The sequence below is a fragment of the Streptomyces sp. NBC_01260 genome, from assembly GCF_036226405.1.
Lineage (GTDB): Bacteria > Actinomycetota > Actinomycetes > Streptomycetales > Streptomycetaceae > Streptomyces > Streptomyces laculatispora.
In genome coordinates this window covers 7,566,756-7,593,536 of record NZ_CP108464.1, presented here as the reverse complement: position 1 = coordinate 7,593,536, position 26,781 = coordinate 7,566,756, and the positions used below count along the sequence as shown (strand labels likewise).

Sequence of the window (26,781 nt, the reverse complement as noted above, 5' to 3'; positions counted from 1 at the left end):
CCCATTTGTAGGCAACTCACAGACCTTAACCGGGGGCGAAGCCGGACAGGGTGTGGCCATGCACACACCCTCAGGCCTCACTGTTGTTAGGTTCTTCCTTGGCTCGGAGGCGTGCCGTGCGTCAGGATCGTCGCCATGGACCTCCTGAACACGCTGGCGGACAAGGGTCTGCGGCGCGAGCTGCCGACCCGTGAAGAAGCGCTCGCCGTACTGGCCACCCCGGACGACGATCTGCTTGATGTGGTGGCCGCAGCCGGAAAGGTGCGCCGCCAGTGGTTCGGGCGGCGCGTGAAGCTGAACTATCTGGTCAATCTGAAGTCGGGGCTCTGCCCCGAGGACTGCTCGTACTGTTCGCAGCGGCTGGGCTCCAAGGCCGAGATCCTCAAGTACACCTGGCTGAAGCCCGACGAGGCGTCGAAGGCGGCCGCCGCCGGGGTGGCGGGCGGCGCCAAGCGCGTCTGTCTGGTGGCCAGCGGCCGGGGTCCGACCGACCGCGATGTCGACCGGGTGTCGCAGACCATCGAGGCGATCAAGGAACAGAACGAGGGCGTCGAGGTCTGCGCCTGCCTCGGTCTGCTCTCCGACGGGCAGGCCGGCCGGCTGCGGTCCGCCGGGGCCGACGCGTACAACCACAACCTCAACACGTCCGAGGGGACGTACGGGGAGATCACGACCACCCACACCTACGCGGACCGGGTGGAGACGGTGCACCAGGCGCAGGCGGCCGGTCTCTCCGCCTGCTCGGGGCTGATCGCCGGAATGGGTGAGAGCGACTCCGATCTGGTCGATGTCGTCTTCGCGCTGCGCGAACTGGACCCCGACTCGGTGCCGGTCAACTTCCTGATCCCGTTCGAGGGGACCCCGCTCGCCAAGGAGTGGAACCTGACGCCGCAGCGCTGCCTGCGGATCCTGGCGATGGTGCGGTTCGTCTGCCCGGATGTGGAGGTACGGCTCGCGGGCGGGCGCGAGGTGCATCTGCGCTCGATGCAGCCGCTCGCCCTGCACCTGGTCAACTCGATCTTCCTGGGCGACTATCTGACGAGCGAGGGCCAGGCCGGGCAGGCCGACCTCGACATGATCGCGGACGCCGGTTTCGAGGTCGAGGGAGCGGGTACGACCACGCTCCCCCGGCACCGCGCGGAGACGGGCGGCGGCTGCGGTTCGCACTCCGGCGGGTGCGCGCCCTGCGGCGACGGGCCGGAAGCGGAGGCCGCTCCCGCGGAACCCGCGCAGGCCTCCGCGGCACGCACGGATCTGGTGGCGGTCCGCCGTCGCGGCGCGGGGACGGATCTCGCACCCAATGCCTGAGCCGCTCTCCCCCGCCGATCTGCGCGCACTGGACCGGGCCCACGTCTGGCACCCGTACGGCCCGATGCCGGGCCGGCAGGAGCCGCTGGTCGTGGAGTCCGCGTCCGGGGTACGGCTCCGGCTCGCCGAACCGGCCCACGGGCAGCACGAGTTGGTCGACGGCATGTCGTCCTGGTGGTCGGCCGTGCACGGCTACAACCATCCGGTGCTCAACGAGGCGGCGCGCGGCCAGCTGGACCGGATGAGCCATGTGATGTTCGGCGGGCTCACCCATGAGCCCGCCGTGCGGCTGGCGGCCCGGCTGGTCGAGATCACCCCGGAACCGTTGCGGCACGTCTTCCTCGCCGACTCCGGCTCGGTCTCGGTCGAGGTCGCCGTGAAGATGTGCCTGCAGTACTGGCGTTCGGCCGGCCGGCCCGCCAAGCAACGGCTGCTGACCTGGCGCGGGGGCTACCACGGGGACACCTGGCAGCCCATGTCGGTGTGTGACCCCGAGGGCGGCATGCACGAGCTGTGGTCGGGGGCGCTGCCGAGGCAGGTCTTCGCGGACGAGCCCCCCGCCGGCTTCGACGCGGAGCCGGATGCCGCGTACGCGACGCATCTGCGGGAACTGATCGCGCACCACGCCGATGAACTGGCCGCGGTGATCGTGGAGCCGGTGGTGCAAGGGGCCGGCGGGATGCGGTTCCACTCGCCGGCCTATCTGCGCGTACTGCGCGAGGCGTGCGACGCGCACGGTGTGCTGCTGGTGTTCGACGAGATCGCCACCGGATTCGGCCGTACGGGGAAGCTCTTCGCCGCGGAACACGCCGGGGTCTCACCCGATGTGATGTGCGTGGGCAAGGCCCTGACCGGCGGCTATCTGACGATGGCCGCGACGCTGTGCACGACAGCGGTGGCCGAGGGCATCTCACGCGGTGAGGTGCCGGTGCTCGCCCACGGCCCGACGTTCATGGGCAATCCGCTCGCCTCGGCGGTGGCCTGCGCCTCCATCGACCTGTTGCTCGGCCAGGACTGGGAGCAGGAGGTCAAGCGGATCGGAGCCGGGCTGCGCGACGGACTGTCCGCCGCGGCCGGACTGCCCGGCGTCCGGGACGTGCGGGTGCTCGGTGCCATCGGCGTCGTACAGCTCGATCACGAGGTGGACATGGCTGCCGCTACCCGGGCGGCGGTGCGCGAGGGCGTGTGGCTGCGGCCGTTCCGCGATCTCGTCTACACCATGCCGCCGTATGTGACCGGCGACGACGATGTGGCACGGATCTGCCGCGCGGTGTGCGCTGCGGCGCGGGAGGGCTGAGATGAACGTTCTGGTGGTGACGGGAACCGGCACGGAGATCGGCAAGACGATCGTGACCGCGGCCGTGGCGGCGGCCTCGGCGGGCCGTCGGGTGGCCGTGCTCAAACCGGCCCAGACGGGTCTGGCGCCGGGTGAGCCGGGCGACGCCGCCGAGGTCGCGCGACTGGCGGGCGGCCACGTGACGGCAGTCGAACTGGCCCGTTTCCCCGAACCGTTGGCGCCCGCCACGGCCGCCAGACGGGCCGGGCTCGCGCCAGTGCGCCCGTACGAGGTGGCCGAGGCGGCCGAGAAACTGGCGGCCGAGCACGATCTCGTCCTGGTCGAGGGCGCGGGCGGGCTGCTCGTACGGTTCGACGACGACGGGGCCACGCTGGCGGATGCGGCCCGGCTGCTGTCGGCGCCGGTCCTCGTGGTGGCGCCGGCCGGGCTCGGCACACTCAACTCCACGGCCCTGACCGCGGAGGCACTGCGCGCCCGGGGACTCGACTGCCTCGGAGTGGTGGTCGGCAGCATGCCCGCCGAACCGGATCTGGCGGAGCGCTGCAATCTGACGGATCTCCCGGTGGCCGCGGGGGCACCTCTGCTGGGCGTGGTCCCGGCGGGTGCGGGATCGCTGCGGCCCGCGGAGTTCCGTGCACGGGCCGGGAGCTGGCTGGCCGCACAGCTGGGCGGGGTCCGTCCGTCCGACGACTGACAGAGCGGGCGGATCGGCCGGACGGATCGAAGTGGGACGGATCGAAACGGGGCAGAATCGGGGCAGGCGAACCTGACCGGTCGAGCGAACCGGGCCGGCGCGCACCAGTCGCCCCGGTTCCCGCTCGCCGGCCATGTCGGGGAAGTCCGTCCCGTCGAGGAGTTCTGCCATGCCGAGGAGGTCCGTCATGCGGTTGCGGAGCACGAAGACTCCTGAGGACACGGTGCACCATCCCGTCTTCGCCCGCTGCTACGCCCGGATGAGCGTGGCCGCGGAGACCAGCGCGGGCATCGCCGGGGTGCGGGCGGAGCTGCTGTCCGGGCTCTCGGGGCGGGTCATCGAGATCGGGGCGGGCAACGGCCTCAACTTCGCCCATTACCCGCCCACGGTCTCCGAGGTGGTGGCGGTCGAACCGGAGCGCACACTGCGGCAGTTGGCGGTACGGTCCGCGCTCGGCGCCGGAATCCCGGTGAATGTCGTACCGGGTACGGCGGAGGCGCTGCCGGTGCGGGACGAGACGTTCGACGCTGCCGTCGCCTCGCTGGTGCTGTGCACCGTACGGGACGTGCGGCGGTCGCTCGCGGAGCTCCGGCGGGTCCTGCGGCCGGGCGGTGAGCTGCGCTTCTTCGAACACGTGCGGGCCGACGACAGGGCCATGGCCGCCACCCAGCGGGTCCTGGACCGGACCGTCTGGCCGCTGCTGACCGGTGGCTGTCACACGTCACGCGACGCGCTGGCCGCGATCGAGGCGGCCGGATTCGTGGTGGAGACCCATCGGGGCATCCGCATTCCCGAGGCCGGTGTCCGGCTCCCCACGTCCGCCTGCGTGCTGGGCGTGGCCCGACGGCCCGCAGCGCAGGAGCAGGGGCGTTCCGCGCCCCGCTGACCGCGCGAGGCCTCGGACGCCGTGTCCGTACCGGGTCACGAGCCCCAGGCCTCCGCGGACCCGGCCCCCTGCCGCCGGGGGCGGTCAGCCGCTCACAGGCTCCACTGGCGTAGCTCGTCGGCGATGGCGCGAACGTCCGCCTTGCCCTCCTTGACCAGCAGCGCCAGGTCGCGCACCTGCTCGGGTGAGGTGATGACCTTCAGTCCCGACGCGACGAGATAGCTATAGGCCACGGCGGAGGCAAACATCGCGTTGGACCGTTCCAGCGCGGGCACGTGCAGCAGCAACTGCAGCAGTGACGCCGCCCTGGAGTGCGGATCGCTGTAGACGGGGCTGCCGAAGATCTCCGCCTCGTGCCGGGCGACGGCGGCGACGAGTGCGCCCCAATCGGTGACCTGAGGGTCGCCGGGGGTCTTGTGCTCGGCGACCATGAGCAGCCAGGAAAGATGGATCCGGAGATTCAACGGGTGCCTTCGCGCTCCGGGCCGAACTCCTCGGCGAACACCGATTCGTACTGCTTCATGAAGTCGGCGGCTGCTTCGACGAAGGTGTGTCCCACCTCGCCCGCATCCTGTTTGACGAGCTCCTCTATGTAACGGTTCACGCTCATCCCCCTCTGGAGCGCGCGTTGCCGCGCGGCCTCGGCGGTGGCCTCGTCCACTCGTACGTTCAGCTGAGTCTTGGGCACCCCATCAAGCTAGCGCGAGATCGCTAGCATCGGCAAGGGGAACCGGCGCGGACGACCGCGGCCCGACGACGGATCGCACGCCGTCGGACCGTGCAGCGGCGCGCCGCGTCCCGGCCGCCCGGCGCATCTCGGCAGGCCGCCGCGCTCATCCCCGCAGGCCGGCCGGGCACAGGCGTCGGCGCCGTCGCACGCCTACGGTCGGAAGGTGACCGACGGATACCCCACCCGATCACCCCCTCGTCCGAACAAGTAGTCATAATTCCAGGTCAGGCAGGCGACGTCTGCGCGGTTGGGCAAGGCCCGGCGCCGAAGTGCGTGCCAACCGTCCAGATCCCGCGACGACTCATGGAGTGCACATTGAGTACGACGTTCCGTTCTCGTATCACCGCCAGGTTCGGCCGTAGCTACCTGGCCAGGATTCAGAAGCACGGAATCGGGTCCTCCACGATCAGGCTGCTGCCCGAGGATCTACTGATGCTGCTGCGCAGGGACGGCCTGGACCCGGTCCGGCAACTGGCCGGCGCCCGAGCGGCCGCTCCGGTGTCCAAGGTCTCGCTGCCGTTCGGCATGGACGCCTGGGTGGTCACCGGGTACGAGGAATCGAAGGCCGTACTCGGCTCCGCCGAAGGTTTCAGCACGGACTTCGCCCATCTCGCCACGAATGCCGGGATCGCCGCCACTCAGAGCCCCGGCGGACTCGGGTTCAGCGATCCGCCCGTGCACACGCGGCTGCGCCGCATCCTCACCCCTGAGTTCACGATGCGCCGGCTCCGCCGCCTGACTCCCAGGATCGATGCCATCGTCGAGGAGCGCCTCGACGCGATGGAGGCGGTGCGGGGCCCGGTCGACCTGGTGCACGAGTTCGCGCTGCCCATACCCTCCCTCACCATCTGCGAACTGCTCGGCGTGCCCTACAAGGACCGCGACGACTTCCAGCAGCTGGCCATGGACCGCTTCGACCTCTTCGGCGGAACCACCGCGCCCTTCGGCGCCATGTCCGCATCACTGGACTACTTCAGGGAGGTCGTCAGGGCGCAGCGAGCGAAGCCGGGTGACGGTCTGCTCGGCATGATCGTGCGGGAGCACGGCGACAGCGTCGACGACGAGGAACTCGCGGGCCTCGCCGACGGCGTGCTCACCGGCGGGTTCGAGACGACGGCCAGCACGATCGCGCTCGGCTCCCTCGTACTGCTGCAGAACGAGGACGTCCTCACTCGGCTGCGTACGGACGACACCATGACCGCGCCGTTCGTCGAAGAGGTGCTGCGCTACCTCTCCGCCGTACAGCTCGCCTTCCCCCGGTTCGCCCGTGAGGACATCGAGATAGCCGGGGCCGTCATTCCGCGCGGGGACATGGTGCTCTGCTCCCTGAGCGGCGCCAACCGGGACGAGTCGTACGTCATGGACGACGGCCGCTTCGACCCGGACCGCACCACCCCGGCAGGACATCTCGCCTTCGGCCACGGCATCCACCGCTGCATCGGCGCCGAACTGGCGCGGATGGAACTGCGCTCGGCCTACCCGGCTCTGGTCCGGCGGTTTCCCGGTATGCGGCTCGCTGTGCCGCCGCAGGATCTCGCCTTCCGCAAGCTGTCGATCGTCTACGGCATCGAGTCGCTGCCGGTACACCTGAGCTGAGGCCGGTGCGGGTGCACATCCGTGGGGCGTGACCGGGTCGGAATTCGCTCGCTGTACGGAGTGGCATTCTGCTTGGCTCACCCGATGAGTGATATCCACATCCGTCACGCCACCTCCACGGACATCGACTCCGTGCTGCGATTCTGGCGCGCGGCGGCAGAGGGAACGAGCATCAGCGACGACCGCGACGGGGTGGGACGGCTCGTCGCACGAGACCCCGAAGCCCTGCTCCTCGCGGAGCGTGACGGGGTCCTGGTCGGAACCGTCATTGCCGGTTTCGACGGGTGGCGGTGCTCCGCCTACCGGCTGGCCGTTGCCCCGGACTGCCGCCGGCAAGGCATCGCCACCGCTCTGATGGAAGCGGCGGAACAGCGGTTCGCCGCGCTCGGCGGACGACGTGTCGACGCCATGGTCCTGGAGGCCAACGAGTCCGCCCACCACACCTGGGACGCGGCCGGCTACCACCGCGAGGACCACTGGCGACGCTGGGTGAAGCCACTGCGGGGGTGAGGGGCGAGGCCTGCGTGACGTACGTGGGCCGTCGGCGACGGCAACCGCTCCGGCTCCGGCTCCGGCTCCGGCTCCGGCTCCGGCTCCGGCACGCTGCCCGGCCCTGCGGGGTTGCGCGCACCTGGTGAAATGGACGGGGAGCCGAGGTACCGGCCGGGGAGCTGCGAGCAACTTTGCCGATCCTTTACCATAGGTGCTCCCCTGCCGATCCTTACGAAAGGTGTGAGCGTCCGTCCATGGGCGAGCCTCCCAGTAGCCGTAGCCGACATCGCCGATACCGAGCGATCCCCCTGCCCCTGTCCGATCATGGGACGGAGGTGAACCGATGATCGAAGTGCTTCTGCTGCTCGTGGCGGTACTGCTCTCCCTTGCCTGCGGCGCCTTCGTCGCCGCGGAGTTCTCCCTGACCACGGTCGACCGCGGCCAGCTCGAACGGGCCGTGGAGCAGGGTGAACGTGGCGCATCGAGCGCCATGAAGGCGGTGCGCAGCCTCACCTTCCAGCTCTCCGGGGCCCAGCTCGGCATCACCGTCACCAACCTTGTGGTCGGCATGCTCTCCGAATCCTCGATCGCGAAACTGATCCGGGGACCGCTCGAGGCCGTCGGGCTGTCATCCAGCGTGTCGTCGTCCGTGGCACTGGTCATCGGTACCGCCCTGTCCACCGTGTTCCTGATGGTCGTCGGCGAGCTCGTCCCGAAGAACTGGGCGATCTCCTCGCCGCTCGCGGTCGCGAAGACCGTGGCGACCCCGCAGCGGGCCTTCACCGCCGTTTTCCGGCCCTTCATCAGCCACCTCAACAACACGGCCAACCGGATAGTGCGCCGTTTCGGGCTCGAGCCCGCCGAGGAGCTGGCAACGGCCCGCAGCCCCCAGGAGCTGGTGGCCCTGGCCCGGCACTCCGCCAAGGCCGGCGCTCTGGAGGCGGACACCGCCGAACTCTTCGTTCGCACCCTCAATCTGTCGGAGCTCACCGCGGAAAACGTGATGACCCCGCGGGTCCAGGTCACCGCACTGGAACTCCGGGCCACGGCGGAGGACGTCGCCAACGCCACCCGGGCGACCGGGCTGTCCCGGTTCCCCGTGTACCGGGGCAGCCTCGACACCGTCGTCGGCGTCGCCCACATCAAGGACGTGCTGGCGATCCCCGCCGAACAGCGACCCCGTAAGCGGATCGCCGACATGCTGCGCGAGCCGCTGCTCGTACCGGAGACGCTGACCGTGGACCGGTTGCTGGACCGGCTCTCCGGCAAGCTCGCCATGGCGGTCGTCATCGACGAGTACGGCGGCACGGCCGGCGTCGTGACACTGGAGGACATCGTCGAGGAAGTCGTCGGCGAGGTGCGGGACGAGCACGACCCGCACGAGACGCCGGATCTCGCACCGGCCGGTGAGGACGCCGACGGACGCACCCTGTGGTCGGCCGACGGCGCGGCCCGGACCGATCAGCTGAAGAGGATCGGACTGAGAGTGCCGGACGGACCGTACGAGACCCTTGCCGGGCTGATTGCCTCGGAGGTGGGCCGGATCCCCACCGTGGGTGATTCGGTCGAGTTCGCCGGCTGGCGGCTCGACGTGGTGGACGCCTCCGGGCGCCGCGCCGCACGGGCACTGCTGCACGCGCCGCTGCCCGGCTCCGACGAGCCCGCGGAGGACGATCGATGACCGCCGTACAGCTCTTCATCGGCCTGATGACTCTGGTCGTGAACGCCTTCTTCGTCGGTGCGGAGTTCGCCCTCATCTCCGTACGGCGCAGTCAGATCGAGCCGCAGGCGGAGGACGGGAACCGGCGTGCGCGCAGCGTCATCTGGGGACTGGAACACGTCTCCGCGCTGCTCGCCGCGGCGCAGCTGGGCATCACACTGTGCACCCTGGTCCTCGGTATCGTCGCGGAACCGGCCATCGCCCATCTGCTGGAGCCGGTCTTCAACGCCGTGGGCATGCCGCACGGGCTGATCCATCCGATCTCGTTCGTGATCGCGCTGTCCGTGGCGACCTATCTGCACATGCTGCTGGGCGAGATGGTGCCGAAGAACATCGCGCTCGCCGAGCCCGTGCGGACCGCGCTCCTGCTCGGTCCGCCGCTGGTGACGCTGGCCCGGGCACTGCGTCCGGTGATCTTCGCGATCAACGCCTTCGCCAACGCTCTGCTGAAACTGCTGCGGGTGGAGACCAAGGACGAGGTCTCGGCCACCTTCTCGGACGACGAGCTCGCCCGTCTGGTCAAGGACGCGGGGGATGCCGGACTGGTCGACGACCGGGCGGCGGAGCGGCTGCACCACGCGCTGGAGCTGGGCCGCCGGCCCGTGCGCGATGTGGTGCTGCCGGTGGACCGGGTGATGTACACGAGGGTCGGAACGACCCCCGAGGAGCTGGAGCGGCTCTCCTCCGAGACCGGGTTCTCGCGTTTCCCGGTGATGGACAGTGAACAGCGGATCCTGGGCTACCTCCATGTGAAGGACGCCCTCGATGTCACGCCCCGCGATGTGCCGTTCCCGGTGACGGCGATGCGGCCGATCGCTCGAGTACGGGCGTCCACGCCGCTCGACGACGTACTGACCGCGCTGCGGCGCAGCCGTACGCACCTTGCGGCGGTCGTCGACGAGGAAAACCGGCTGGCCGGAATGGTGACCATGGAGGACGTGCTCCGGGAACTCGTGGGACGGCCGCAGGCTCGCTGATCCCCGAGGGGTCCGGGTCCAGGGCTGGGGCTGCGTCCCGGTCTGGACCCGGACCTTCCGGCCCTGGGCCGTGGTTCAGGGTCGGGCCCGCTGTACCCGGGTTCGGGCCCGGGCCATGCCCCTTCCGCCCCGGCCGTCAGGGAGAGGCCGGGCGGCCCCGCGATACGATCGCATCGCCATGGAAATGAATGCCACCTACACCAGTCTCGTCGCGATCGGCGACTCGTTCACCGAGGGCATGTCGGACCGGCTGCCCGACGGTTCGTACCGGGGCTGGGCCGACCTGCTCGCCACCCGGCTCGCAGCCCGGACTCCCGGATTCCGTTACGCCAACCTCGCCGTGCGCGGGAAGCTCATCGGCCAGATCGTCGACGAACAGGTGGACGTCGCCGCGGGCCTGCGGGCGGATGTCGTGACGCTGGTCGGCGGGCTCAACGACACCCTGCGCCCCAAGTGCGACATGGGTATGGTCCGCGAGCGGCTGGAAGAGGCCGTGGAGCGCCTCGCACCGTCATGCAAGAAACTGGTGCTCATGCGCAGCCCCGGGCGCAATGGACCCGTGATGGAACGGTTCCGGCCGCGGATGGAGGAGTTGTTCCTCCTCGTTGACGATCTGGCTGCCCGGCATGGCGCGGAGGTCGTCGATCTGTACGGCGCACAGGTGCTGAGCGACCCCCGGATGTGGGATGTCGACCGGCTGCATCTGACCGCCGAGGGACATCGCAGGGTGGCCGAGGCGGTGTGGCAGACGCTGGGTCTGCCCCCGGAGAACGACTGGCAGTCGCGGCTGCCCCTGGCTGACCTACCGCCCTGGGCCACCCGGCGCGTCGACGATCTGCGCTTCGCCCGTGAGCACCTGTTCCCCTGGATAGGACGACGCCTGACCGGCCGCTCATCGGGGGACGGACGTACGGGAGCGCAGTTCAGCGCCGAGCAGGGCCGGGCCTTCTGGGTGACACCTGACGATGCCGGCGCCCCGGGCCCGGTTGCCGCGTGGCGACGGGTGCACGCGGGCGAATAGCCACCCGCCCCCCGCCGGGTCACTGCGCCCGGCTCTGCCTCCGTGCAACCGAGCCCGGCTCTGGTCCGGCTCTGCCTCCTGGCCTCGTAAGGGAGTTGCTCCCAGGGCTACGGGCCATGTGCACTTGGCCCGACGGACGCGAAGACGATGTGGTGCGCGGCCGCCCGGACGCTGGACCTGACCGTCCGGTGGCGGTGGTGGTGGTGCTCTCGGTAATCGGGCGCGTGGCGGACTCGGCCGAGGCTGCGGCGCCGCTCCGCAACTGCCTGGACGCATCGCCGGCGGGCAGCTGTCCGGTGCCGTGCGACACCATCGAGACGCCGGAGAGCCAGGCGGGGTCCGAGGGGGCACGCCAGTGGGGGTGCTGTGCCGTACGTCTCGCGGCCAAGAAGATCATGGCGGCCTTCGCGGACGGGCTAGACCGCATGGAGCCGGGCTTCGGCCCGATCAGCCAAACGGACACCGAAGTCGCGCGGCGTCGCGATGCGCCCACCGCGGCCATCACCACGCGGCCATCACCACGCGGCCATCACCACGCGGCCAGGGGCGGCACTCGCGGACGGACACTCGTAGCAACCCACAAACCGGGCCGCGGCGCCGACCTGCACAAACCGCCAGTAGAATCACGACACGTGACTGCTGTGTCTGCGAAGCCTCGCATCCCCAATGTCCTGGCCGGCCGCTACGCCTCCACGGAGCTGGCCGTCCTTTGGTCCCCCGAGCAGAAGGTGAAGCTGGAACGTCAGCTGTGGCTGGCGGTGCTGCGCGCCCAGAAGGACCTCGGGATCGAGGTACCCGACGCCGCTCTCGCTGATTACGAGCGCGTCCTTGACCAGGTCGACCTGGCCTCGATCGCCGAGCGCGAGAAGGTCACCCGGCATGACGTCAAGGCCCGCATCGAGGAATTCAACGCTCTCGCCGGCCATGAGCAGGTCCACAAGGGCATGACGTCCCGGGACCTCACCGAGAATGTCGAACAGCTCCAGATCCGGCTCTCCCTGGAACTGATGCGCGACCGCACCGTGGCCGTGCTGGCCCGGCTCGGCAGGCTCGCGGGAGAGTACCGCGAACTGGTCATCGCCGGACGCTCCCACAATGTCGCTGCGCAGGCCACGACGCTCGGCAAGCGCTTTGCGACGGCGGCTGACGAGCTGCTGGTGGCCTACGGCCGCCTTGAGGACCTGCTGGGCCGCTATCCGCTCCGCGGCATCAAGGGGCCCGTCGGCACGGCCCAGGACATGCTCGACCTCCTGGGCGGCGACGCCAGGAAGCTGGCCGACCTGGAACAGCGCATCGCCGGCCACCTCGGCTTCGCGCAGGCCTTCACCTCGGTCGGCCAGGTCTATCCGCGCTCGCTCGACTACGACGTGGTAACCGCACTGGTGCAACTGGCCGCCGCGCCGTCCTCGGTCGCGAAGACCATCCGGCTGATGGCCGGCCATGAGCTGGTGACCGAGGGCTTCAAGCCCGGCCAGGTCGGCTCGTCCGCGATGCCGCACAAGATGAACACCCGCTCCTGCGAGCGTGTCAACGGCCTGATGGTGATCCTGCGCGGATACGCGTCGATGACCGGCGAGCTGGCGGGTGACCAGTGGAACGAGGGCGATGTGTCCTGCTCCGTGGTCCGCCGGGTGGCGCTGCCGGACGCCTTCTTCGCGTTCGACGGTCTGGTGGAGACCTTCCTTACGGTGCTCGACGAGTTCGGCGCCTTCCCGGCCGTCGTCGCCCGTGAGCTGGATCGCTACCTGCCGTTCCTCGCCACGACGAAGGTGCTGATGGGTGCCGTCCGCGCGGGTGTCGGGCGTGAGGTCGCCCACGAGGCCATCAAGGAGAACGCGGTCGCTTCCGCCCTGGCCATGCGCGAGCAGGGCACCGAGCGCAACGAACTGCTGGACAAGCTGGCCGCCGACGAGCGCATTCCGCTGGACCGTGCCCAGCTGGACGAACTCATGGCCGACAAGCTCTTGTTCACGGGCGCCGCGGGCGACCAGGTCACAGCACTCGTCTCCCGCATCGAGGAGATCACCAAGCAGCACCCGGAGGCCGCCGGATACACGCCGGGCTCCATCCTCTGATGGCCCGCGCCAACGGACGATGACACCTGATGAGCTCCAGGCCGCCCGTGACCGCACTGTTCCTGATGTGGTCGCGGGCGGCCTGCGTGTGCTGTTCTGCGGAATCAATCCGAGCCTGATGACTGGTGCCACGGGCCACCATTTCGCCTTCCCCGGCAATCGCTTCTGGCCGGTCCTCCATCGGTCGGGTTTCACATCACGGCAGTTGAGGCCCTGCGAACAGTCCGAGCTGCTCCAGTACGGGCTCGGCATCACCAATGTGGTCGCCAGAGCCACGGCCCGGGCCGACGAACTGTCCGCCGAGGAGTTCCGCGCGGGGGGAGAGATCCTCACCGCGAAGGTGGAACGGCTACGGCCGCAGTGGCTGGCGGTGGTCGGCATCACGGCCTACCGGACGGCCTTCGGTGAACGGCGGGCCCAAATCGGACCACAGGAACGGACGATCGGCGGAGCGCACGTCTGGGCCCTGCCCAACCCCAGCGGCCTCAACGCCCACTGGACCGCTCAGACGATGGCCGAGGAGTACGGACGGCTCCGCACGGCCGTCGCCACGGGCCACCTCACCGACACCGCCGGGGCCTGACTGCCGAGGCGCTGCTACCGGTACGGCGCCCGGCGGCCGCCCCGAACCGGCCCGGCCGCCGAAACAGTTGTCCCGGTGCCCCTCGGTCAGCAGGGACGACGCTGCCCTCCGCTCACACGCCTGAAGCGATCCACGCGCCTCACGGCGGGTCTATCTCCGTCACCACGACGGTCAGCTCGCACCCGGGCCCGTCATCCTCCAGGCAGAGACCCAGGGCGATCCAGCGTTCCTCGATGTGCCAGAGCCGGAAGAATTCACAACCCGCAACCGTCTCGGCCCAGGGGTCGGGTATCACCTCGCCGGACATCATGCGCTCCTGCGCGCTCCACAGACTGATCGTCTGCGGCTCCCCCCAGCGCGCACCGAGCAAGGTGACCAGCGCATCGTGCTCCGCGAGACACTGCGCCCGGTGCTCCAGCCGCGCCGCCGCGTCCTCGTCCCAGCCATCGTCGTCCACGTGCAGGAAGGCGGTGTGGTAGCCGGGCCCGCTGACTCCCGTGCCCGACCGGATGCGCTCCACTGGAAACTCCCGGGTGCGCATCCCGTCGATGAGGCGGAGCTGATGTGCGCTCGTCATGCCGTCAGTAAACCCTCCTGCACTGACAACCGAAGCCTCCCTCCATACTTTGAGCCGATTTCAGCCACCTCGCCCCGCACCGCAGTGCCCCGGCGTCCCGGGTTCCCGGCGACCCGGCGACCCGGCGACCCGGCGACCCGGCGGGACAGCAGCACTTCGGTGTCGCGCGTCGTGCGTCGCACCGCCGTCCTGGGGCTGCTCCGCGGAAGTTCGTGGAGGGTGTGGACCAGGCGGCCTTGAGCGGTGTGCCTTCGGTGGGTCCATCGGTAAGGGTCGGCGGTCTCGTTGGATGCGTCACCAGGCATGTCCTGGTGTGCCTGGCGGTGTGCGAGGAACCGTCGCCGAGCACGACACGGATCTCCCCGCCGAGGGCGATCGCCCGGTCGAGTCGGTCCAGGAAGTCGGTGCAGGTCGCCGCGTCGTTGCCGACGATCGTCTCCGTGAGTACCTCGCCGGTGCGGACGTCGCACGCGGCGACGAGGGAGGCCGTGCCGTGGCGCCGGTACTGCAACTCCTGCCGGTCGGGTTCACCTCGGCGCGCTGGACGGCCGGGACGGCGACGTAAGGCGACGTAAACGGGCGGCGATCGCGGTCTTCTCGTCGATCGAGAGCAACGCCGCCCCTCGGGCGGACCGGGACAGAGAGCGCACACCCCAGCAGCTCGCTGCCAGAAATCGGGGTGTCCCTGCGAGTGAGCCAGCCACGGACCTTGTGCGGCTTCAGATCCAGACCGGCCAGGATCCGGCCGACCTGAGAGGCGGAGAGTGGCGCGAAGCATGTGCCTGCCACCCGCTGGGCGATGGCCCGGTGTGACCAGGTCACCCCCGGATGCGGCGGCGCGCTGATCGAGGCCTCGATCGCCACGCGCACGTCGGGTCCGTATCCGTAGGACTTCGGCCGCCCCGACCGTTCGGCATCCCGCAGGCCGTCCGGGCCCAGGGCGGCGAACCGCCCGCCCCACTTGCGCACGATATTCACGCTGATCTCCAGTTCCCGGGCAATCGCGCCGTTGGCGAGCCCGTCCGCCGCCGCGAGCACGATCCAGGCCCGCAACACCACCCGCACCTCCGACTTCGCCAACGCCACCGTCCTCGTCATCTGACTTTCACCGACGCCACCGTCCTCAACAGCCGCTCGCGGACTCGCCGGTCGATCGACACCGCAACCGCCGTCCCCGCCCCTCGCTCACCACGCACGGCCAATGACCGTGGCGGGCGGCCCGTCGCACCCGGCAGGATGGGCACGTGCCGAAGAACCCCCCGGAATCGATGCAGCACCATCTGCGCCAGCGCCTGAACCGCCACGCCCACGAGCGCTGGCCGTACGTGGACGCCATCGCAGTCCGCTTCCGCGCCGGATTCGCCTACGTCGCAGCCGAATTGCCCAGCGCGAAGAGCGTCCCGCTGTGCCGCCTGCGCTTCACCGGCGTGCTGCACACCTGGGGCTTCGCCCTCTACCTGGCCAGCAACCACAGCTACCGGGACAACACCCTGCCCAGCGGACTGCCCACAGGCTCCCCAAAAGAAGCCCTCGACTGCGCGGGCGACCTCTACCTCAATGCCCTCGCACCGGCCATCCAGGTGCCGGCAGGACTCGTCGTCCTCGTCGGCCCACCAGCCTCGGGCAAGACCAGCTTCGTTCGGGCACTGATCGCGCGCCGGCAGATCGACGCGGAAGCCGTGGTATCCAGCGACGAGATCCGCGCGGAGCTTTTCGGCACCTCCCCCGCAGAAGCGGAATCCGACGAGGCGGACGCACGGATCTTCGACGAACGTGACCGCAGGATCGTCGCCAGGCTCGCTACCGGACGCAGCGCTGTCGCCGAGTCAACGAACGTCACACCGCAGGCGCGCGCACGGCTCATCGCCATCGCCAGGCGCTTCAACGCCCCGGTAACCATGCTGCGATTCAACCCGGCCGTCACCGACCTCGTTCAGCAGTACACGGAGCGACGCCGCACGGACCTCACCGCCGAAGACGTCCGTGCCTACGCCACGATCATGATCCGGGACGCCGGCGCCGAGCAGCTCCGCTCCGAGGGCGCAACCACCGTCCACGATGTCCCCGGACGCCGCCAGGCAACCACGCCCGCCGAAGCCGCCGCACAGTTCTCCTTCGCCTGACACCTCCGACGTGTCCAGCGCGCCTGCCGACAGCCCTCCACGAACTTGCGCGGAGCAGCACCAGCGGCTGTCCGACGGATCAGGGCCGGGTAAGGCGCGGCGTCCGGCGCGGTGCACCGCAAGGCGCCAGAGCTGACATCGAAGGGGTTCGGTCGTTTCGGGAACGCTGCGAGGTGCCGTGCCAGACGCCGTCACCCCGGCATGATCAGCCGGACAGGCTTAGTACTCCAGCCGGACTTCTTCATTGGCGCTGGTCAACGGCTTGGGCGTGGGGAGTGTAGCGGGCTGGAACGGGAGTGGGGCGGTTCTTTGCCGGGCCGTCCCACGAACGTGTGGCCGCGCCGCTTGTAGTGGCAGTGGCGGGCGCGTGCTTGATGTCGGCGACGCCAGTGGGACCACCTCATCGCGTGGTCGCGGTCCGGAGTACGGCGGCTGGGTTCAACTGCCAGCAGACGTCGAATTTCGGCCGGTGTGAGGTCCACGAGGTCGGGTGTGTCCCGCTCGGTGCCCCCTTTTCTCGTTCCTGGCCGGCCAGGACTGCGAGGAAGGCATGCGCGAGCATCGCGAGTGTGATGTGCCGGTACCAGCCCACGTAGCGGCGGACTTCGTACTGGTCCAGGCCGCATTCGTTCTTCGCGCTCTGGAAGCATTCCTCGACCTTCCAGCGGCAGCCGGCGACGCGTACGAGGTCGGCGACGGTGGCTTCCAGGGGTGCGCTGGCGAGGTAGTAGGCGAGTTCGTCGGGCTTGGCGATGCTGCGGCGGGCCAGCATCCAGCGCTGCCGGGTCGGTTCGTCGCCGTCGAATTCCCACACAGCGGGCAGGCGGGCTGCGGCCCAGTCGTAGAAACGCTCGCCCTTCGCGCCGCTTCCTGCTGACAGCCGCTGCCAGGCTTCGGGCGGGGCGTGGCCGATGAGGTGGTCGATGCGCGGACCGTGGACCTGCTGGGACTTGGGCACGGCCACGACGTAGGAGAGCTGGTGGTCTTCGAGGAAGCGGCGGAAGTGGGAGTCCTGGCCGTAGGCGGAGTCCGCGGTGACCCAGCCGACGGGCAGGGGCGAGGCGAGGGCACGCAGGATGATGGCCCGCGCCAGCTCTCCCTTGGTGGCGAAGACGCGGTCGTCGGGGACACGGGCAGCCCGACAGCGTTCACGGTCCTCGGTCCAGGACTTGGGCAGGTAGAGCTCGCGGTCGACCAGGGTGTGGCCGCGGAAGGTGGCGTAGGCGGCGAAGACCCCGATCTGGCAATTCTCGGTGCGGCCTGCGGTGCCGGAATACTGGCGTTGGACGCCGGCGGAGGTGGTGCCCTTCTTCACGAAGCCGGTGTCGTCGATGATCAGCACGCCGTTGTCCGCACCGAGGTACTCGGCGACGTAGGTGTGCAGGTCATCGCGGACCTCGTCGGCCTCCCAGCGACTCCGGGAAAGCAGGTGCTGCAGCCCGTCGGGGGTGGCGTGGCCAGCGTATTCGGCGAGCTGCCAGCCGTTCTTGCGGCCCACAGGGCCAAGAAGCCCACGAACGTAGTCCCGCATCCGACGCCGGGATTCCACGCGGGAAAAACGTCCTCCGATCCGCAAGAGCAGCTCAGCAAGTCCCTCTTCCCACAGGCCCGTTGGTGAATCACTCATGCGAGCGGGCTGCCCGGAACGTTGCCACTCCAAGCAGCGCGGCCACACGTTCGTGGGACGGCCCGGCAAAGAACCGCCCCACTCCCGTTCCAGCCCGCTACACTCCCCACGCCCAAGCCGTTGACCAGCGCCAATGAAGAAGTCCGGCTGGAGTATTAGGTCCTGTTTCTCGGATCTCCTGACCTGCGAGGGGTGTTGGGGCCAGGCTGGGTTCATGGGCCGTGGGGATCTGACGAATGCGGAGTGGGATCGGCTGGAGTCGTTCCTACCTCCTGGTGGTACGCGTGGAGGTCGGTGGAGCGATCACCGCCGGGTGATCAACGGGGTTCTCTACCGGGTGCGGACCGGCGTGCAGTGGCGGGATCTGCCGGAGCGATTCGGGCCATGGGAGACGGTCTATAAACGACATCGTCGCTGGTCAGCCGATGGAACCTGGCAGATGCTGCTGTCTCGCATCCAGGTAGCCGAGGACGCCGAGGGCGGCATCGACTGGGACGTGTCGGTGGACTCGACAGCCGTGCGAGCCCACCAGCACGCCGCCGGTGCGAGGAAAGCGCCCCCGGCCGCCGTCCCTCAAAGGGGGGCCAAGTGGGGGACGAACCAGGTCGATCCGGTACTGCGGAGACTGACCATCCGCCTGGAGGAGGTGGTCAGGTCGGCGAATGTCTGGGACGTTCCCGCGGAGGATTCACCACCAAGATCCACCTCGTTGCCGAGGGACGATGCCGGCCCCTCGCCTTCGTCCTGACACCCGGACACTACGGAGACGGACCCCAGCTCGAGCGGGTGCTGGAACAGGTTCTGGTGCCGCGAGCCGGAGTCGGCCGGCCACGCACCCGGCCCGACCATGTCTTGGCGGACAAGGCCTACACGTCCCGGAAGAACCGCCGCTACCTGCGACGACGCGGAATCCGGCACACCATCCCCGAACGTCTCGACCAGCAGAGACACCGCAAGAACCGAGGTTCACGCGGCGGTCGGCCTACCGGTTTCGACAGCGAGCTCTACAAGAAGCGCAACACCGTCGAACGCACCATCAACCGCCTCAAAGGCTTCCGCGCCGTCGCGACCCGCTACGAGAAACGCGCCTACATCTACCTCGGCACCGTCACACTCGCAGCACTCATGATCTGGCTCCGTACATGATCCGAGAAACAGGACCTAGGCGTCGCGGCGTCGCAGCGCCCACCATCCGGCCAACAGTGCCGCCGCGGCCCAGGCCGCGGTGACGGCCAGCCCTGCCCAGGGCCCCAGGCTGCCCTCCGGGTGCTGGTGCAGCACCAACTGTCCGGCCCGGTCCGGCAGATAGTCGGCCGCACTGCCCGCGACGTCCCCGACCACGAACGAGACGATCAGGATGAAGGGGATGAGCAGACTGAGCACGGCAACCGCGCTGCGCAGCAGGACCGTCAGCCCCGCCGCGAGGAGTGCCATCAGAGCCAGATATATCCCGCCTCCGAACGCCGCCCGCAGGGCGCCTGGTTCCCCCAGGCCGATGGCGTACTCACCCATGAACAGTTGCCCCAGCAGAAACGTGCTGAAGGCGGTGACGAGGCCGACCGCCAGAGCCGCTCCCCCGACGAGTGACATCTTGACCGTGTAGAAGTGGATGCGGCGCGGAACGGCCGCGAGCGACATGCGCAGCGCGCCATTGAGGTACTCGGACGAAATCGCCGTCGCACCGAAGCTGATGGCCGCGATCTGACCGAAGTTCAGCGCGTAGAAGGCGCCGAAGACGAGTTCGGCGTCCGCGTTGTCCGCCTCGGCCTGACCGACGGTGGCGAAAGTGAGCACCGTGACGACCATGGTGACGAGGAAGACGGCGATCAGGGATCCCGAGATGGAGCGCACCGATCTGATCTTGATCCACTCGGAGCGCAGGATTGCGGTTGTCGACATGGTCAGGCCTCCTGACGGGTGGTGGTGGGCGGGACAGCGGCGGAAGCGAATTCCGCGGCATCGGCGGTGAGGTCCAGGTAGGCCTGTTCCAGCGTGGCCTGCTCGTCGACGAGCTCAAGGACCGCAATGCCCTCTCTGGCTGCCATCGCTCCGATCTCCTCCGCCTTCACGTCCTCGACGGTCCAACGGCCGCCCTCGCCCTGCGCGGCCCGGTATCCCTTGCGTTTCAGAACCTCACCGAGCCGGGAGGATTCAGTCGTGCGCATCCGCACCCTGGGCCGGCTGCGGGAGTCGAGGAATTCCTGCATCGGCAGATCGATGAGGAGCCGCCCTCTACCGAGCACGATCAAATGGTCGGCGAACGACGACGTCTCGTTCATAAGGTGACTGGAGACGAGCACCGTGCGGCCCTCCCGGGCAAGCCGCTTCATCAGTTCCCGGATCCAGACGATGCCCTCCGGATCCAGCCCGTTCGACGGCTCGTCCAGCATGACCACCTCCGGGTCACCGAGCAGCGCCGCCGCTATGCCCAGCCGCTGGCGCATCCCGAGAGAGAACGTCTTGATCCGGCGTCCGCCGACCTTGGCGAGGCCTGCCTCTTCCAGCACCTCCTCGACCCTGCCGCGGCCCATGCCGTTGCTCGTCGCGAGCGCCAGAAGGTGGTTGCGGGCCGTCCGCGAACCGTGAGCGGCCTGCGGATCGAGGAGCACCCCGACGTGGCGCAGCGGATCGTCCAGAGCCGCGTACGCCTGCCCGCCGATGGCGGCGGTGCCCCCCGTGGGCCGGTCGAGCCCGAGGACCAGCCGCATGGTGGTGGACTTGCCTGCCCCGTTGGGCCCGAGGAATCCGGTGACCCGGCCTGGCCGCACGCTGAAGGTGAGGTGGTCCACGGCGCGGGTCGCGCCGTAGTCCTTGGTGAGCTCGTGGACATCGATGCTGGTCATGTCCTCAGCCTGGCGGCCCCGCCGACGACACTCCTCCCCCGCAGGTGTGGATCATCTCCCTCGCTCGGGGGAGCCGCTGCACCCGAGCACGCTGGCACGATGAGCTGCATGCTCCGCTTCCTCCACCCACTGATCACGCCGGTCACCTATACCCGTTGGCTGCATCTGCTCATGCCGCAGGCCGTCGTGAGCGTGTGGCTGTTCATCTCGATGGATACGCCGTGGGTACCCGTCGTCCTCGCGGCACTGGTCGGGCTGATACCCGGCACGCGGCTCGCCGAGGGGATCCAGGGGCAGCTGCTGCTCACGCCCGCGGAGCGCGGAGACCCTGACGCGACCATCTCGGTGGCACCGTCCACCTCTTGGTCCGAACGCTGGCGGACCGCGCTCTGGCTGGAGGTGCGGCTGCTGTGCGCGACGCTCGCCGGCCTCGCCACGGTGTGGCTGCCGGCCACAACGGTCGACCTCGTCCGCTCGGCGTTCGGCACGAAACCGAGCGACCAATGGCTTGCCGCCGGTCTGGGAACGCACTGGTGGGCTGCGGTTCTGGCTCCTGTTCCGCTGCTGGTCATGCTCTCCGTGGTCGTGGGCTGCGGGGAGCTGATCACTGCGGCCGCGCGTTGGCTGCTGGGCCCGACGCCGGTCCAGCGGCTGACTGCGCTGGAGGAACGCACCGAGCAGCTCCTCGAACGAAATCGGATCGCGCGAGAGCTGCACGACTCGATCGGGCATGCTCTGACGGTGGCCGTGGTGCAGGCGGGTGCCGCAAGGGCGGCGCGCGACCCGGAGTTCACCGAACGGGCTCTGGCGGCGATCGAGGAGACCGGCCGTAACGCGCTCGAAGATCTGGACCGGGTGCTGAGGGTGCTGCGCGAGTCAGGTCCGACTCCCGGGCAACGGCCGTCGCTGAGCGAAGCGGACCGATTGCTGGACTCCGCCCGCGGGGCCGGGGCCAAGGTCGATGCCGAGGTGTCCGGTCCGCTGGAGCAGGTACCTGGGTCGGTGTCCCGTGAGGGGTACCGCATCCTTCAGGAATCCCTCACCAATGTCCTGCGGCACTCGGGGGCCGTCCCCGTGCGGGTACGTATCACCGTCGCGGAGGGACGGCTGGAGCTGGAGGTAACCAACCCGTTCACGGGTTCGACCGGTACGCCGGGAGATGGAAGCGGGCTGCGCGGTATCCGAGAGAGAGCCGCCCTGCTGGGCGGAAATGCCAAGACCGGCCTGTACGGAGAGGAGTGGATGGTGCACGCGAGCCTTCCGCTGGGGCGCATACGCTGACCGGATGCCGGTTACCGTTCTCCTGGTCGATGACGAACCCCTGGTCCGCGCAGGTCTGCGTGCGGTCCTGGAGGCCCAGCCCGATATCGAGGTCGTCGGTGAGGCGGGGGACGGAGCCGCGGTGATCCCGCTGGTGCGTCAGCTGCGCCCCGACGTGGTGGCGATGGACGTCCGTATGCCACTGATGGACGGCATCGAGGCGACTCGGGTGGTGCTGCGCACGGTGCCCGATCCGCCGAAGATCCTGGTGGTGACGACGTTCGAGAACGACGAGTACGTCTACGAGGCGTTGCGCGCGGGGGCGGACGGTTTCCTCCTCAAGCGGGCCCGGCCGGCCGAGATCGTGCACGCGGTGCGGCTGGTGGCGGAGGGCGAGTCCCTGTTGTTCCCGGCGGCCGTCCGGCAGCTCGCCGCCGAATACGGCACGAGCAAGGCGCGGGAGACCATGGACCGGGCTTCGCTCACCGAGCGCGAGGCTGCTGTGCTGCGGCTGATGGCCCGGGGCCTGTCCAACGCCGAGATCGCCGCCAGGCTCGTAGTGGGTGTAGAGACGGTGAAGACCCATGTCAGCGCCGTGCTGGCGAAGTTGGGCGCCCGGGACCGCACCCAGGCGGTCATCGCCGCCTATGAGTCCGGATTCGTCGCCCCCGGCTGATCCCGGCTCGTCCCGGACGGCGTTGCGTCCCGCGGTCGCCCTGCCCCGGAGCAACGAGTACGATCCGCCTGACATGCGCACGAGCTGGGAGGACACACCGTGGGCCGGCTGACCGGTGGGGACCCGTCGCTGCTGCGTCGAATCAATTCCGCGGTGGTGCTGCACGCTCTCAGGGGTGCCGGTTCCCCGACCCTCACGGACCTGACCCGGATCACCGGTCTGTCGCGGCCGACGGTCGAGGGCGTGGTGGAGGGGCTCTTCGAGGCCGGCCTGGTCGTCGAGTCGGCGCCCGACGGTGCCGAGGCACGACGGCAGGGCCGTCCGGCCCGCAGGTTCCGGTTCCGTGCCGAGGCCGGACATCTGCTGGGCATCGAGATCGGCCCGCACCGGGTCTCGGCGCTGCTGTCGGGCCTGGACGGCCGGATCATCGGCGCCGGCTCGCGTGACGTGTCGGAGACCGCCTGCGCCGACGACCGCCTCGACAAGGTGCGGACCGTGGTCGCCGAAGTCCTGCGGCGGACCGGCGTGGCCCGCAGCAGCCTGCGGGCGGTCGGGGTCGGCAGCCCGGGCATCGTGGAGGCCGACGGCACCGTCCGGCTGGGCACCGCGCTGCCGGACTGGACCGGCCTGGCCCTAGGTGAGCGGCTGCGGCGCTCCTTCCGCTGCCCTGTGCTCGTGGAGAACGATGCGAACGCCGCTGCCGTCGCCGAGCACTGGAAGGGCGCGGCCACGGAGTCCGACGACATCGTGTTCGTGCTGGCGGGGCTGAGTCCGGGAGCGGGTTCTCTGATCGGCGGACGGCTGCACCGCGGCTTCGGCGGTGCAGCCGGCGAGATCGGTGCGCTGCACCTCCTCGGCCGTGACGTCACACCGGAGAGGCTGCTGTCCACGACGGACACCCCGCTGGACCCGCTTGACGAGCATGCGGTGGCCGCCGTGTTCGCGAAGGCGCGGCACGGCGACAAGCAGGCGCAGGCGGCGGTCGAGCGGTTCATTCAGCGGCTGGTCCACGATGTGGCGGCGCTGGTGCTGGCGCTCGATCCCGAGCTGGTGGTCGTCGGGGGCTGGGCAGCCGGGCTGGACGGGGTACTCGACCCGCTCCGCGGTGAGCTGGCCCGCTACTGTCTTCGGCCCCCACGGGTGGCGCTGTCGCTGCTCGGCGAGGCCGCTGTGGCCACGGGTGCCCTGCGGCTGGCGCTCGACCACGTCGAGGAGCAGCTCTTCGCGGTGGAGGGAACAGTGACGGCCCGCCGCTGAGCGCGACGGGCCGTACGGTGCGGTGCGGGTCCCGGCGGGCGACCGGGAGGCACGCGGTCAGGACGCCTGGCGCTCCTGGTCGTGGTGGCTGATCTCCACGTCGCCCGAGTCACCGAAGGTGAGCCGGCAGGTGTCGGCCCGGTAGGTGGCAACGGACACGGCAGCCGTGCCGCCTGCGGCGAGGTACCGGGTGGTGACGACGAGGACAGGAGCCCCGGGAAGCCGGTCGAGCTCCTTGGCATCGTCCGCGCGGGCCGAACCGAGTTCCACCGAACGGTCCTGGCCGTCGAGCCCGAGCCGGTGCAGTTCACGTACGACGCTGCGGGCCCTGGCAGTACCGGACGAAGCGTCTATGGAGGAGAGTTCGGGAACCGAGGACGACGGCACGTACAGCAGCTCCGCCGCGACGGCCTGCCCGTGGGAGACCCTGATCCGACGCACGATGTGGACGGGCTCCTCGCCCCCCACGTCGAGCGCACCGGCCACCGCCGCGGGTGCGGCCGCGGTCCGGCAGTCCACCGGCTGCCACGCCTCGCCCGCGCCGCCTCCGCTCCAGTCGTGCTGAGCGGTGGAAACGGCCACGCCCACGCGCGGCGGCGCGACCGTGGTCCCGACACCCCGGCGGCGCTGCAGCCTGCCTTCGAGTTCGAGCTGCTCCAGTGCCTGCCGGAGCGTGGCCCGGGCGACGCCGAACCGGGCGGCGAGCTCCCGCTCGTTGGGAAGGATCTCCCCCACCGCAAAGTCCGAGTCGAGTGCCTCACTGAGCACGGTCTTGAGGTGCCAGTACTTCGGCTCCGGTACCGATTCCAGCTGCGTGGTCCCCACCCTTGTCCTCCGCAATCGCCCAGCGGCTTTTCCGCGACGTTATTTATTAAAGGTTCCTGTCTTAACGTTGCGACCATAGGACGGCGCATCCCCTTGGTCAAGACCAATCCTTAGCCGGTAACGCTGCGAAACGGGGCTCTGCCGCAGAGCGTTCACAGGACGTTCGTGCACCGGTTCGCCTCGCGCAGCACAAAGCCCCACGTCCGGGCAGGTCCGTGGGGCTCCGGGAGCGATGTGGGCGCTGCCGGCCGGAGGCAACCGGAAGGTGGCACACCGGTTGAAGCGGCCAGTGGATCCGGTCGGCTACGCGCCGACGAAAGTGGTGAGTTTGTCAGGATTCCGCATGATATATACACACTGGATGAGCCCATCCCGCACATCGACCTGCATGACGGAATCGGGCTTTCCGGCGATGAGGACGAGCAGCGCCGGCCCGCCGTTCAGCTCCAGGCTCCGGACCTCCAGATCCGGGATCGGCTCGTGGGCGACGGCGTGAAGGAAGCGGCTGACCTTGTCCGCGCTCTCCAGGATCCGCAGCGGAGCCTTCGACTTCCCGCCGCTGTCGCCGACGAGCCGCACGTCCGGCGCGAGGAGCGCGAGCAGCTCCTCGATGTCGCCGCCCGCCGCCGCCGCGAGAAAGCGCTCCGTGAGGTCACGACGGTGGACGGGATCGACGTCGTAGCGCGGCTTGCGCTCCTCCACATGACGCCGGGCGCGCCCGGCGAGCTGGCGGACGGCGGCCTCGGTCCGGTCGAGCGCCGTGGCGATCTCTCCGTACGGAAAGCCGAAGGCCTCGCGCAGGACGAAGACGGCGCGCTCCAGTGGGGACAGCGATTCGAGGACGACGAGCACCGCTACGGAGACGGAGTCGGCGAGCAGGGCCTGCTCCGCCGTGTCGGGCACGGCGGGCCCGAAGTCGGTGACGAGGGGTTCCGGCAGCCAGGGCCCGACGTACGCCTCACGCCGCGTCCGGAGCTGACGCAGCCGGTCTATGGCGAGGCGGGTGACGATCCTGACGAGGAAGGCACGCGGTTCGCGCACATCTTCCCGCGCCGCGGACGACCACCGGAGCCACGCCTCCTGGACCACGTCCTCCGCGTCGGCGATCCGGCCGAGCATGCGGTAGGCCACCCCGGTGAGTACGGGCCGGTGCTCTTCGAAGACGTCGGTCACGGTGTCGGTTGTCACCGTCCCATCCCAGCCGACGTGCCGCACGGTGTCCAGTTCGAATCGCCCGGACCTCTTGAACTCCGGTCTACCTGGCGGTAATTGTTGTTGACGCATTGTCTAAGTCGCCTGCGGGCACGGCCCTCCGCGCCGCAACATCCGGGAGCAATTCCATGGCAGCCACGGTCTCGTTCACCGTCGAGTCACCCCGCGGACCGCGGACCGTGTCCGTCGCGTACCAGCGGACGGGGGCCGGCGAGCCGCTGCTGCTGCTCCACGGCATCGGCCACCACCGCCAGGCCTGGGACCCGGTGATCCCCGTGCTCGCAGTGGAACGGGACGTCATCGCCGTCGACCTGCCCGGCTTCGGCGCCTCCCCCGCGCTGCCCGACGGCGTCCCGTACGACCTGGCCACCGTGGCACCGCTGCTCGGGACCTTCTGCGAGGCGCTGGGCCTGGACCGCCCCCATGTCGCGGGGAACTCGCTCGGTGGGCTGCTGGCACTGGAGTTGGGGCGCGAGAAGCTCGTGCGCTCGGTGACGGCGCTCTCGCCCGCCGGGTTCTGGACCGAGCGCGAGCGGCGCTACGCGTTCGGCACGCTGCGCGCCATGCGGCTGGCGGCCGGTTCGATGCCGCTGCCGCTCGTCGAACGGCTCTCCCGCACCCGGGCCGGCCGGACGGTCCTGACCAGTACCATCTATGCCCGGCCCGGGCGCCGTTCACCACAGGCCGCGGTCCTGGAGACGGTCGCCCTGCGCGAGGCGACCGGATTCCACCAGACGCTGGCCGCCGGACGCGATGTCCTGTTCACCGACGATGTGCCGGAACTACCGGTGACCATCGCCTGGGGCAGCAGCGACCGGCTGCTCCTGCGCCGCCAGGGAATCCGGGCCAAGCACACCGTCCCCGGCGCCCGGCTGGTCCGGCTGCCCGGCTGCGGCCATGTCCCGATGAACGACGACCCGGCTCTCGTGGCGCGGGTGATTCTCGACACCAGCCGCTGAGTCCGTCCCGGGCACGGGCCCGCGCCGGTGCAGGACGCCCGAC

General features: G+C 69.9%; 26 protein-coding genes and 1 pseudogene. 18 read left to right on the top strand and 9 right to left on the bottom strand.

Annotated features, from left to right (window positions below; genetic code table 11):
- The first annotated feature begins 135 nt into the window (after positions 1-135).
- The 4 genes from bioB (at position 136) to OG322_RS33830 (ending at position 4,185) form a co-directional block, all read left to right on the top strand.
- On the top strand, positions 136-1,308 hold the full coding sequence (gene bioB, locus OG322_RS33845; RefSeq protein WP_123467866.1) for a biotin synthase BioB: 1,173 nt from the start codon (positions 136-138) through the stop codon (positions 1,306-1,308).
- Positions 1,301-2,605, top strand: coding sequence for an adenosylmethionine--8-amino-7-oxononanoate transaminase (locus OG322_RS33840; RefSeq protein WP_123467868.1), 1,305 nt, complete (start codon positions 1,301-1,303; stop codon positions 2,603-2,605). The genes bioB and OG322_RS33840 overlap by 8 nt, the downstream gene beginning before the upstream one ends.
- A 1-nt stretch (position 2,606) precedes the next feature.
- Positions 2,607-3,299 carry a dethiobiotin synthase gene (gene bioD, locus OG322_RS33835; protein WP_123467870.1) on the top strand — a complete coding sequence of 231 codons (693 nt, stop codon included), beginning with the start codon at positions 2,607-2,609 and terminating at the stop codon, positions 3,297-3,299.
- Positions 3,300-3,486: 187 nt separating this feature from the next.
- Positions 3,487-4,185: a class I SAM-dependent methyltransferase gene (locus tag OG322_RS33830; protein ID WP_123467872.1), complete on the top strand. Its 699-nt coding sequence runs from the start codon at positions 3,487-3,489 to the stop codon at positions 4,183-4,185.
- A 92-nt stretch (positions 4,186-4,277) separates the two neighbouring features.
- Here the strand turns inward: OG322_RS33830 and OG322_RS33825 are convergent, their stop codons facing one another.
- Together OG322_RS33825 and OG322_RS33820 are read right to left on the bottom strand one after the other, a co-directional pair.
- Positions 4,278-4,649 (bottom strand): fic family toxin-antitoxin system, toxin component, encoded by a 372-nt coding sequence (locus tag OG322_RS33825; RefSeq protein ID WP_123467874.1) that lies wholly within the window; start codon positions 4,647-4,649, stop codon positions 4,278-4,280.
- Complete coding sequence (locus tag OG322_RS33820) at positions 4,646-4,873, bottom strand: hypothetical protein (RefSeq protein WP_014157595.1); 228 nt, start codon at positions 4,871-4,873, stop codon at positions 4,646-4,648. The genes OG322_RS33825 and OG322_RS33820 overlap by 4 nt, the downstream gene beginning before the upstream one ends.
- A 357-nt stretch (positions 4,874-5,230) precedes the next feature.
- Between OG322_RS33820 and OG322_RS33815 the strand changes: the two genes are divergently transcribed.
- The 7 genes from OG322_RS33815 (at position 5,231) to mug (ending at position 13,379) form a co-directional block, all read left to right on the top strand.
- Positions 5,231-6,511, top strand: a complete 1,281-nt coding sequence (locus OG322_RS33815; protein WP_241200438.1) for a cytochrome P450 — start codon at positions 5,231-5,233, stop codon at positions 6,509-6,511.
- A gap of 84 nt (positions 6,512-6,595) precedes the next feature.
- On the top strand, positions 6,596-7,021 hold the full coding sequence (locus tag OG322_RS33810; protein WP_123467878.1) for a GNAT family N-acetyltransferase: 426 nt from the start codon (positions 6,596-6,598) through the stop codon (positions 7,019-7,021).
- Between the two features lie 325 nt (positions 7,022-7,346).
- Positions 7,347-8,684: a hemolysin family protein gene (locus tag OG322_RS33805; protein ID WP_123467880.1), complete on the top strand. Its 1,338-nt coding sequence runs from the start codon at positions 7,347-7,349 to the stop codon at positions 8,682-8,684.
- Positions 8,681-9,700 (top strand): hemolysin family protein, encoded by a 1,020-nt coding sequence (locus OG322_RS33800; RefSeq protein WP_329307386.1) that lies wholly within the window; start codon positions 8,681-8,683, stop codon positions 9,698-9,700. The genes OG322_RS33805 and OG322_RS33800 overlap by 4 nt, the downstream gene beginning before the upstream one ends.
- A gap of 178 nt (positions 9,701-9,878) precedes the next feature.
- A complete protein-coding gene (locus tag OG322_RS33795; protein WP_123467884.1) occupies positions 9,879-10,721 on the top strand; it encodes an SGNH/GDSL hydrolase family protein in 843 nt (280 codons plus the stop codon).
- Between the two features lie 632 nt (positions 10,722-11,353).
- Positions 11,354-12,796 (top strand): adenylosuccinate lyase, encoded by a 1,443-nt coding sequence (purB, locus tag OG322_RS33790; protein ID WP_329307385.1) that lies wholly within the window; start codon positions 11,354-11,356, stop codon positions 12,794-12,796.
- Between the two features lie 19 nt (positions 12,797-12,815).
- Positions 12,816-13,379 carry a G/U mismatch-specific DNA glycosylase gene (mug, locus tag OG322_RS33785; protein WP_123467888.1) on the top strand — a complete coding sequence of 188 codons (564 nt, stop codon included), beginning with the start codon at positions 12,816-12,818 and terminating at the stop codon, positions 13,377-13,379.
- A 139-nt stretch (positions 13,380-13,518) separates the two neighbouring features.
- Here the strand turns inward: mug and OG322_RS33780 are convergent, their stop codons facing one another.
- A complete protein-coding gene (locus OG322_RS33780; protein ID WP_123467890.1) occupies positions 13,519-13,956 on the bottom strand; it encodes a hypothetical protein in 438 nt (145 codons plus the stop codon).
- A gap of 325 nt (positions 13,957-14,281) precedes the next feature.
- Here OG322_RS33780 and OG322_RS33775 point away from each other — a divergent pair, with 325 nt between their 5' ends.
- Complete coding sequence (locus OG322_RS33775) at positions 14,282-14,521, top strand: hypothetical protein (RefSeq protein WP_241200437.1); 240 nt, start codon at positions 14,282-14,284, stop codon at positions 14,519-14,521.
- Positions 14,522-14,703: 182 nt separating this feature from the next.
- Here the strand turns inward: OG322_RS33775 and OG322_RS41715 are convergent.
- Positions 14,704-14,994: pseudogene (locus OG322_RS41715) on the bottom strand (helix-turn-helix domain-containing protein); the annotation flags it as partial.
- Between the two features lie 206 nt (positions 14,995-15,200).
- Here OG322_RS41715 and OG322_RS33770 point away from each other — a divergent pair.
- Positions 15,201-16,079 (top strand): ATP-binding protein, encoded by an 879-nt coding sequence (locus tag OG322_RS33770; RefSeq protein WP_123467894.1) that lies wholly within the window; start codon positions 15,201-15,203, stop codon positions 16,077-16,079.
- A gap of 400 nt (positions 16,080-16,479) precedes the next feature.
- Here the strand turns inward: OG322_RS33770 and OG322_RS33765 are convergent, their stop codons facing one another.
- Positions 16,480-17,706, bottom strand: coding sequence for an IS701 family transposase (locus OG322_RS33765; protein ID WP_123466689.1), 1,227 nt, complete (start codon positions 17,704-17,706; stop codon positions 16,480-16,482).
- Between the two features lie 214 nt (positions 17,707-17,920).
- Between OG322_RS33765 and OG322_RS33760 the strand changes: the two genes are divergently transcribed.
- A protein-coding gene (locus OG322_RS33760) for an IS5 family transposase (protein WP_266411293.1) occupies positions 17,921-18,852 on the top strand; the annotation gives its coding sequence in 2 pieces (ribosomal slippage) (positions 17,921-18,268 and positions 18,271-18,852; 930 coding nt in all).
- Between the two features lie 15 nt (positions 18,853-18,867).
- On the opposite strand, the gene OG322_RS33755 is transcribed toward OG322_RS33760, so the two are convergent.
- Complete coding sequence (locus OG322_RS33755; RefSeq protein WP_124286205.1) at positions 18,868-19,605, bottom strand: ABC transporter permease; 738 nt, start codon at positions 19,603-19,605, stop codon at positions 18,868-18,870.
- 2 nt (positions 19,606-19,607) lie between these two features.
- Positions 19,608-20,549 (bottom strand): ABC transporter ATP-binding protein, encoded by a 942-nt coding sequence (locus tag OG322_RS33750; protein ID WP_123467897.1) that lies wholly within the window; start codon positions 20,547-20,549, stop codon positions 19,608-19,610.
- A 108-nt stretch (positions 20,550-20,657) separates the two neighbouring features.
- Here OG322_RS33750 and OG322_RS33745 point away from each other — a divergent pair, with 108 nt between their 5' ends.
- From OG322_RS33745 to OG322_RS33735, 3 genes are all read left to right on the top strand, one after another.
- Positions 20,658-21,830 (top strand): sensor histidine kinase, encoded by a 1,173-nt coding sequence (locus OG322_RS33745; protein WP_329307795.1) that lies wholly within the window; start codon positions 20,658-20,660, stop codon positions 21,828-21,830.
- Between the two features lie 4 nt (positions 21,831-21,834).
- Positions 21,835-22,485 carry a response regulator gene (locus tag OG322_RS33740; protein WP_124286204.1) on the top strand — a complete coding sequence of 217 codons (651 nt, stop codon included), beginning with the start codon at positions 21,835-21,837 and terminating at the stop codon, positions 22,483-22,485.
- A gap of 99 nt (positions 22,486-22,584) precedes the next feature.
- Positions 22,585-23,742: an ROK family transcriptional regulator gene (locus OG322_RS33735; RefSeq protein WP_123467903.1), complete on the top strand. Its 1,158-nt coding sequence runs from the start codon at positions 22,585-22,587 to the stop codon at positions 23,740-23,742.
- A gap of 57 nt (positions 23,743-23,799) precedes the next feature.
- Here OG322_RS33735 and OG322_RS33730 read toward each other — a convergent pair whose 3' ends face one another.
- Both OG322_RS33730 and OG322_RS33725 read right to left on the bottom strand, forming a co-directional pair.
- A complete protein-coding gene (locus tag OG322_RS33730; RefSeq protein ID WP_124286203.1) occupies positions 23,800-24,567 on the bottom strand; it encodes a GntR family transcriptional regulator in 768 nt (255 codons plus the stop codon).
- Between the two features lie 303 nt (positions 24,568-24,870).
- Positions 24,871-25,755, bottom strand: a complete 885-nt coding sequence (locus OG322_RS33725) for an RNA polymerase sigma-70 factor (protein ID WP_123469627.1) — start codon at positions 25,753-25,755, stop codon at positions 24,871-24,873.
- Between the two features lie 152 nt (positions 25,756-25,907).
- Between OG322_RS33725 and OG322_RS33720 the strand changes: the two genes are divergently transcribed.
- The gene (locus OG322_RS33720; RefSeq protein WP_123467907.1) at positions 25,908-26,738 is read left to right on the top strand and encodes an alpha/beta fold hydrolase; all 831 of its coding nucleotides are present in this window, start codon (positions 25,908-25,910) and stop codon (positions 26,736-26,738) included.
- Positions 26,739-26,781: the final 43 nt, after the last annotated feature.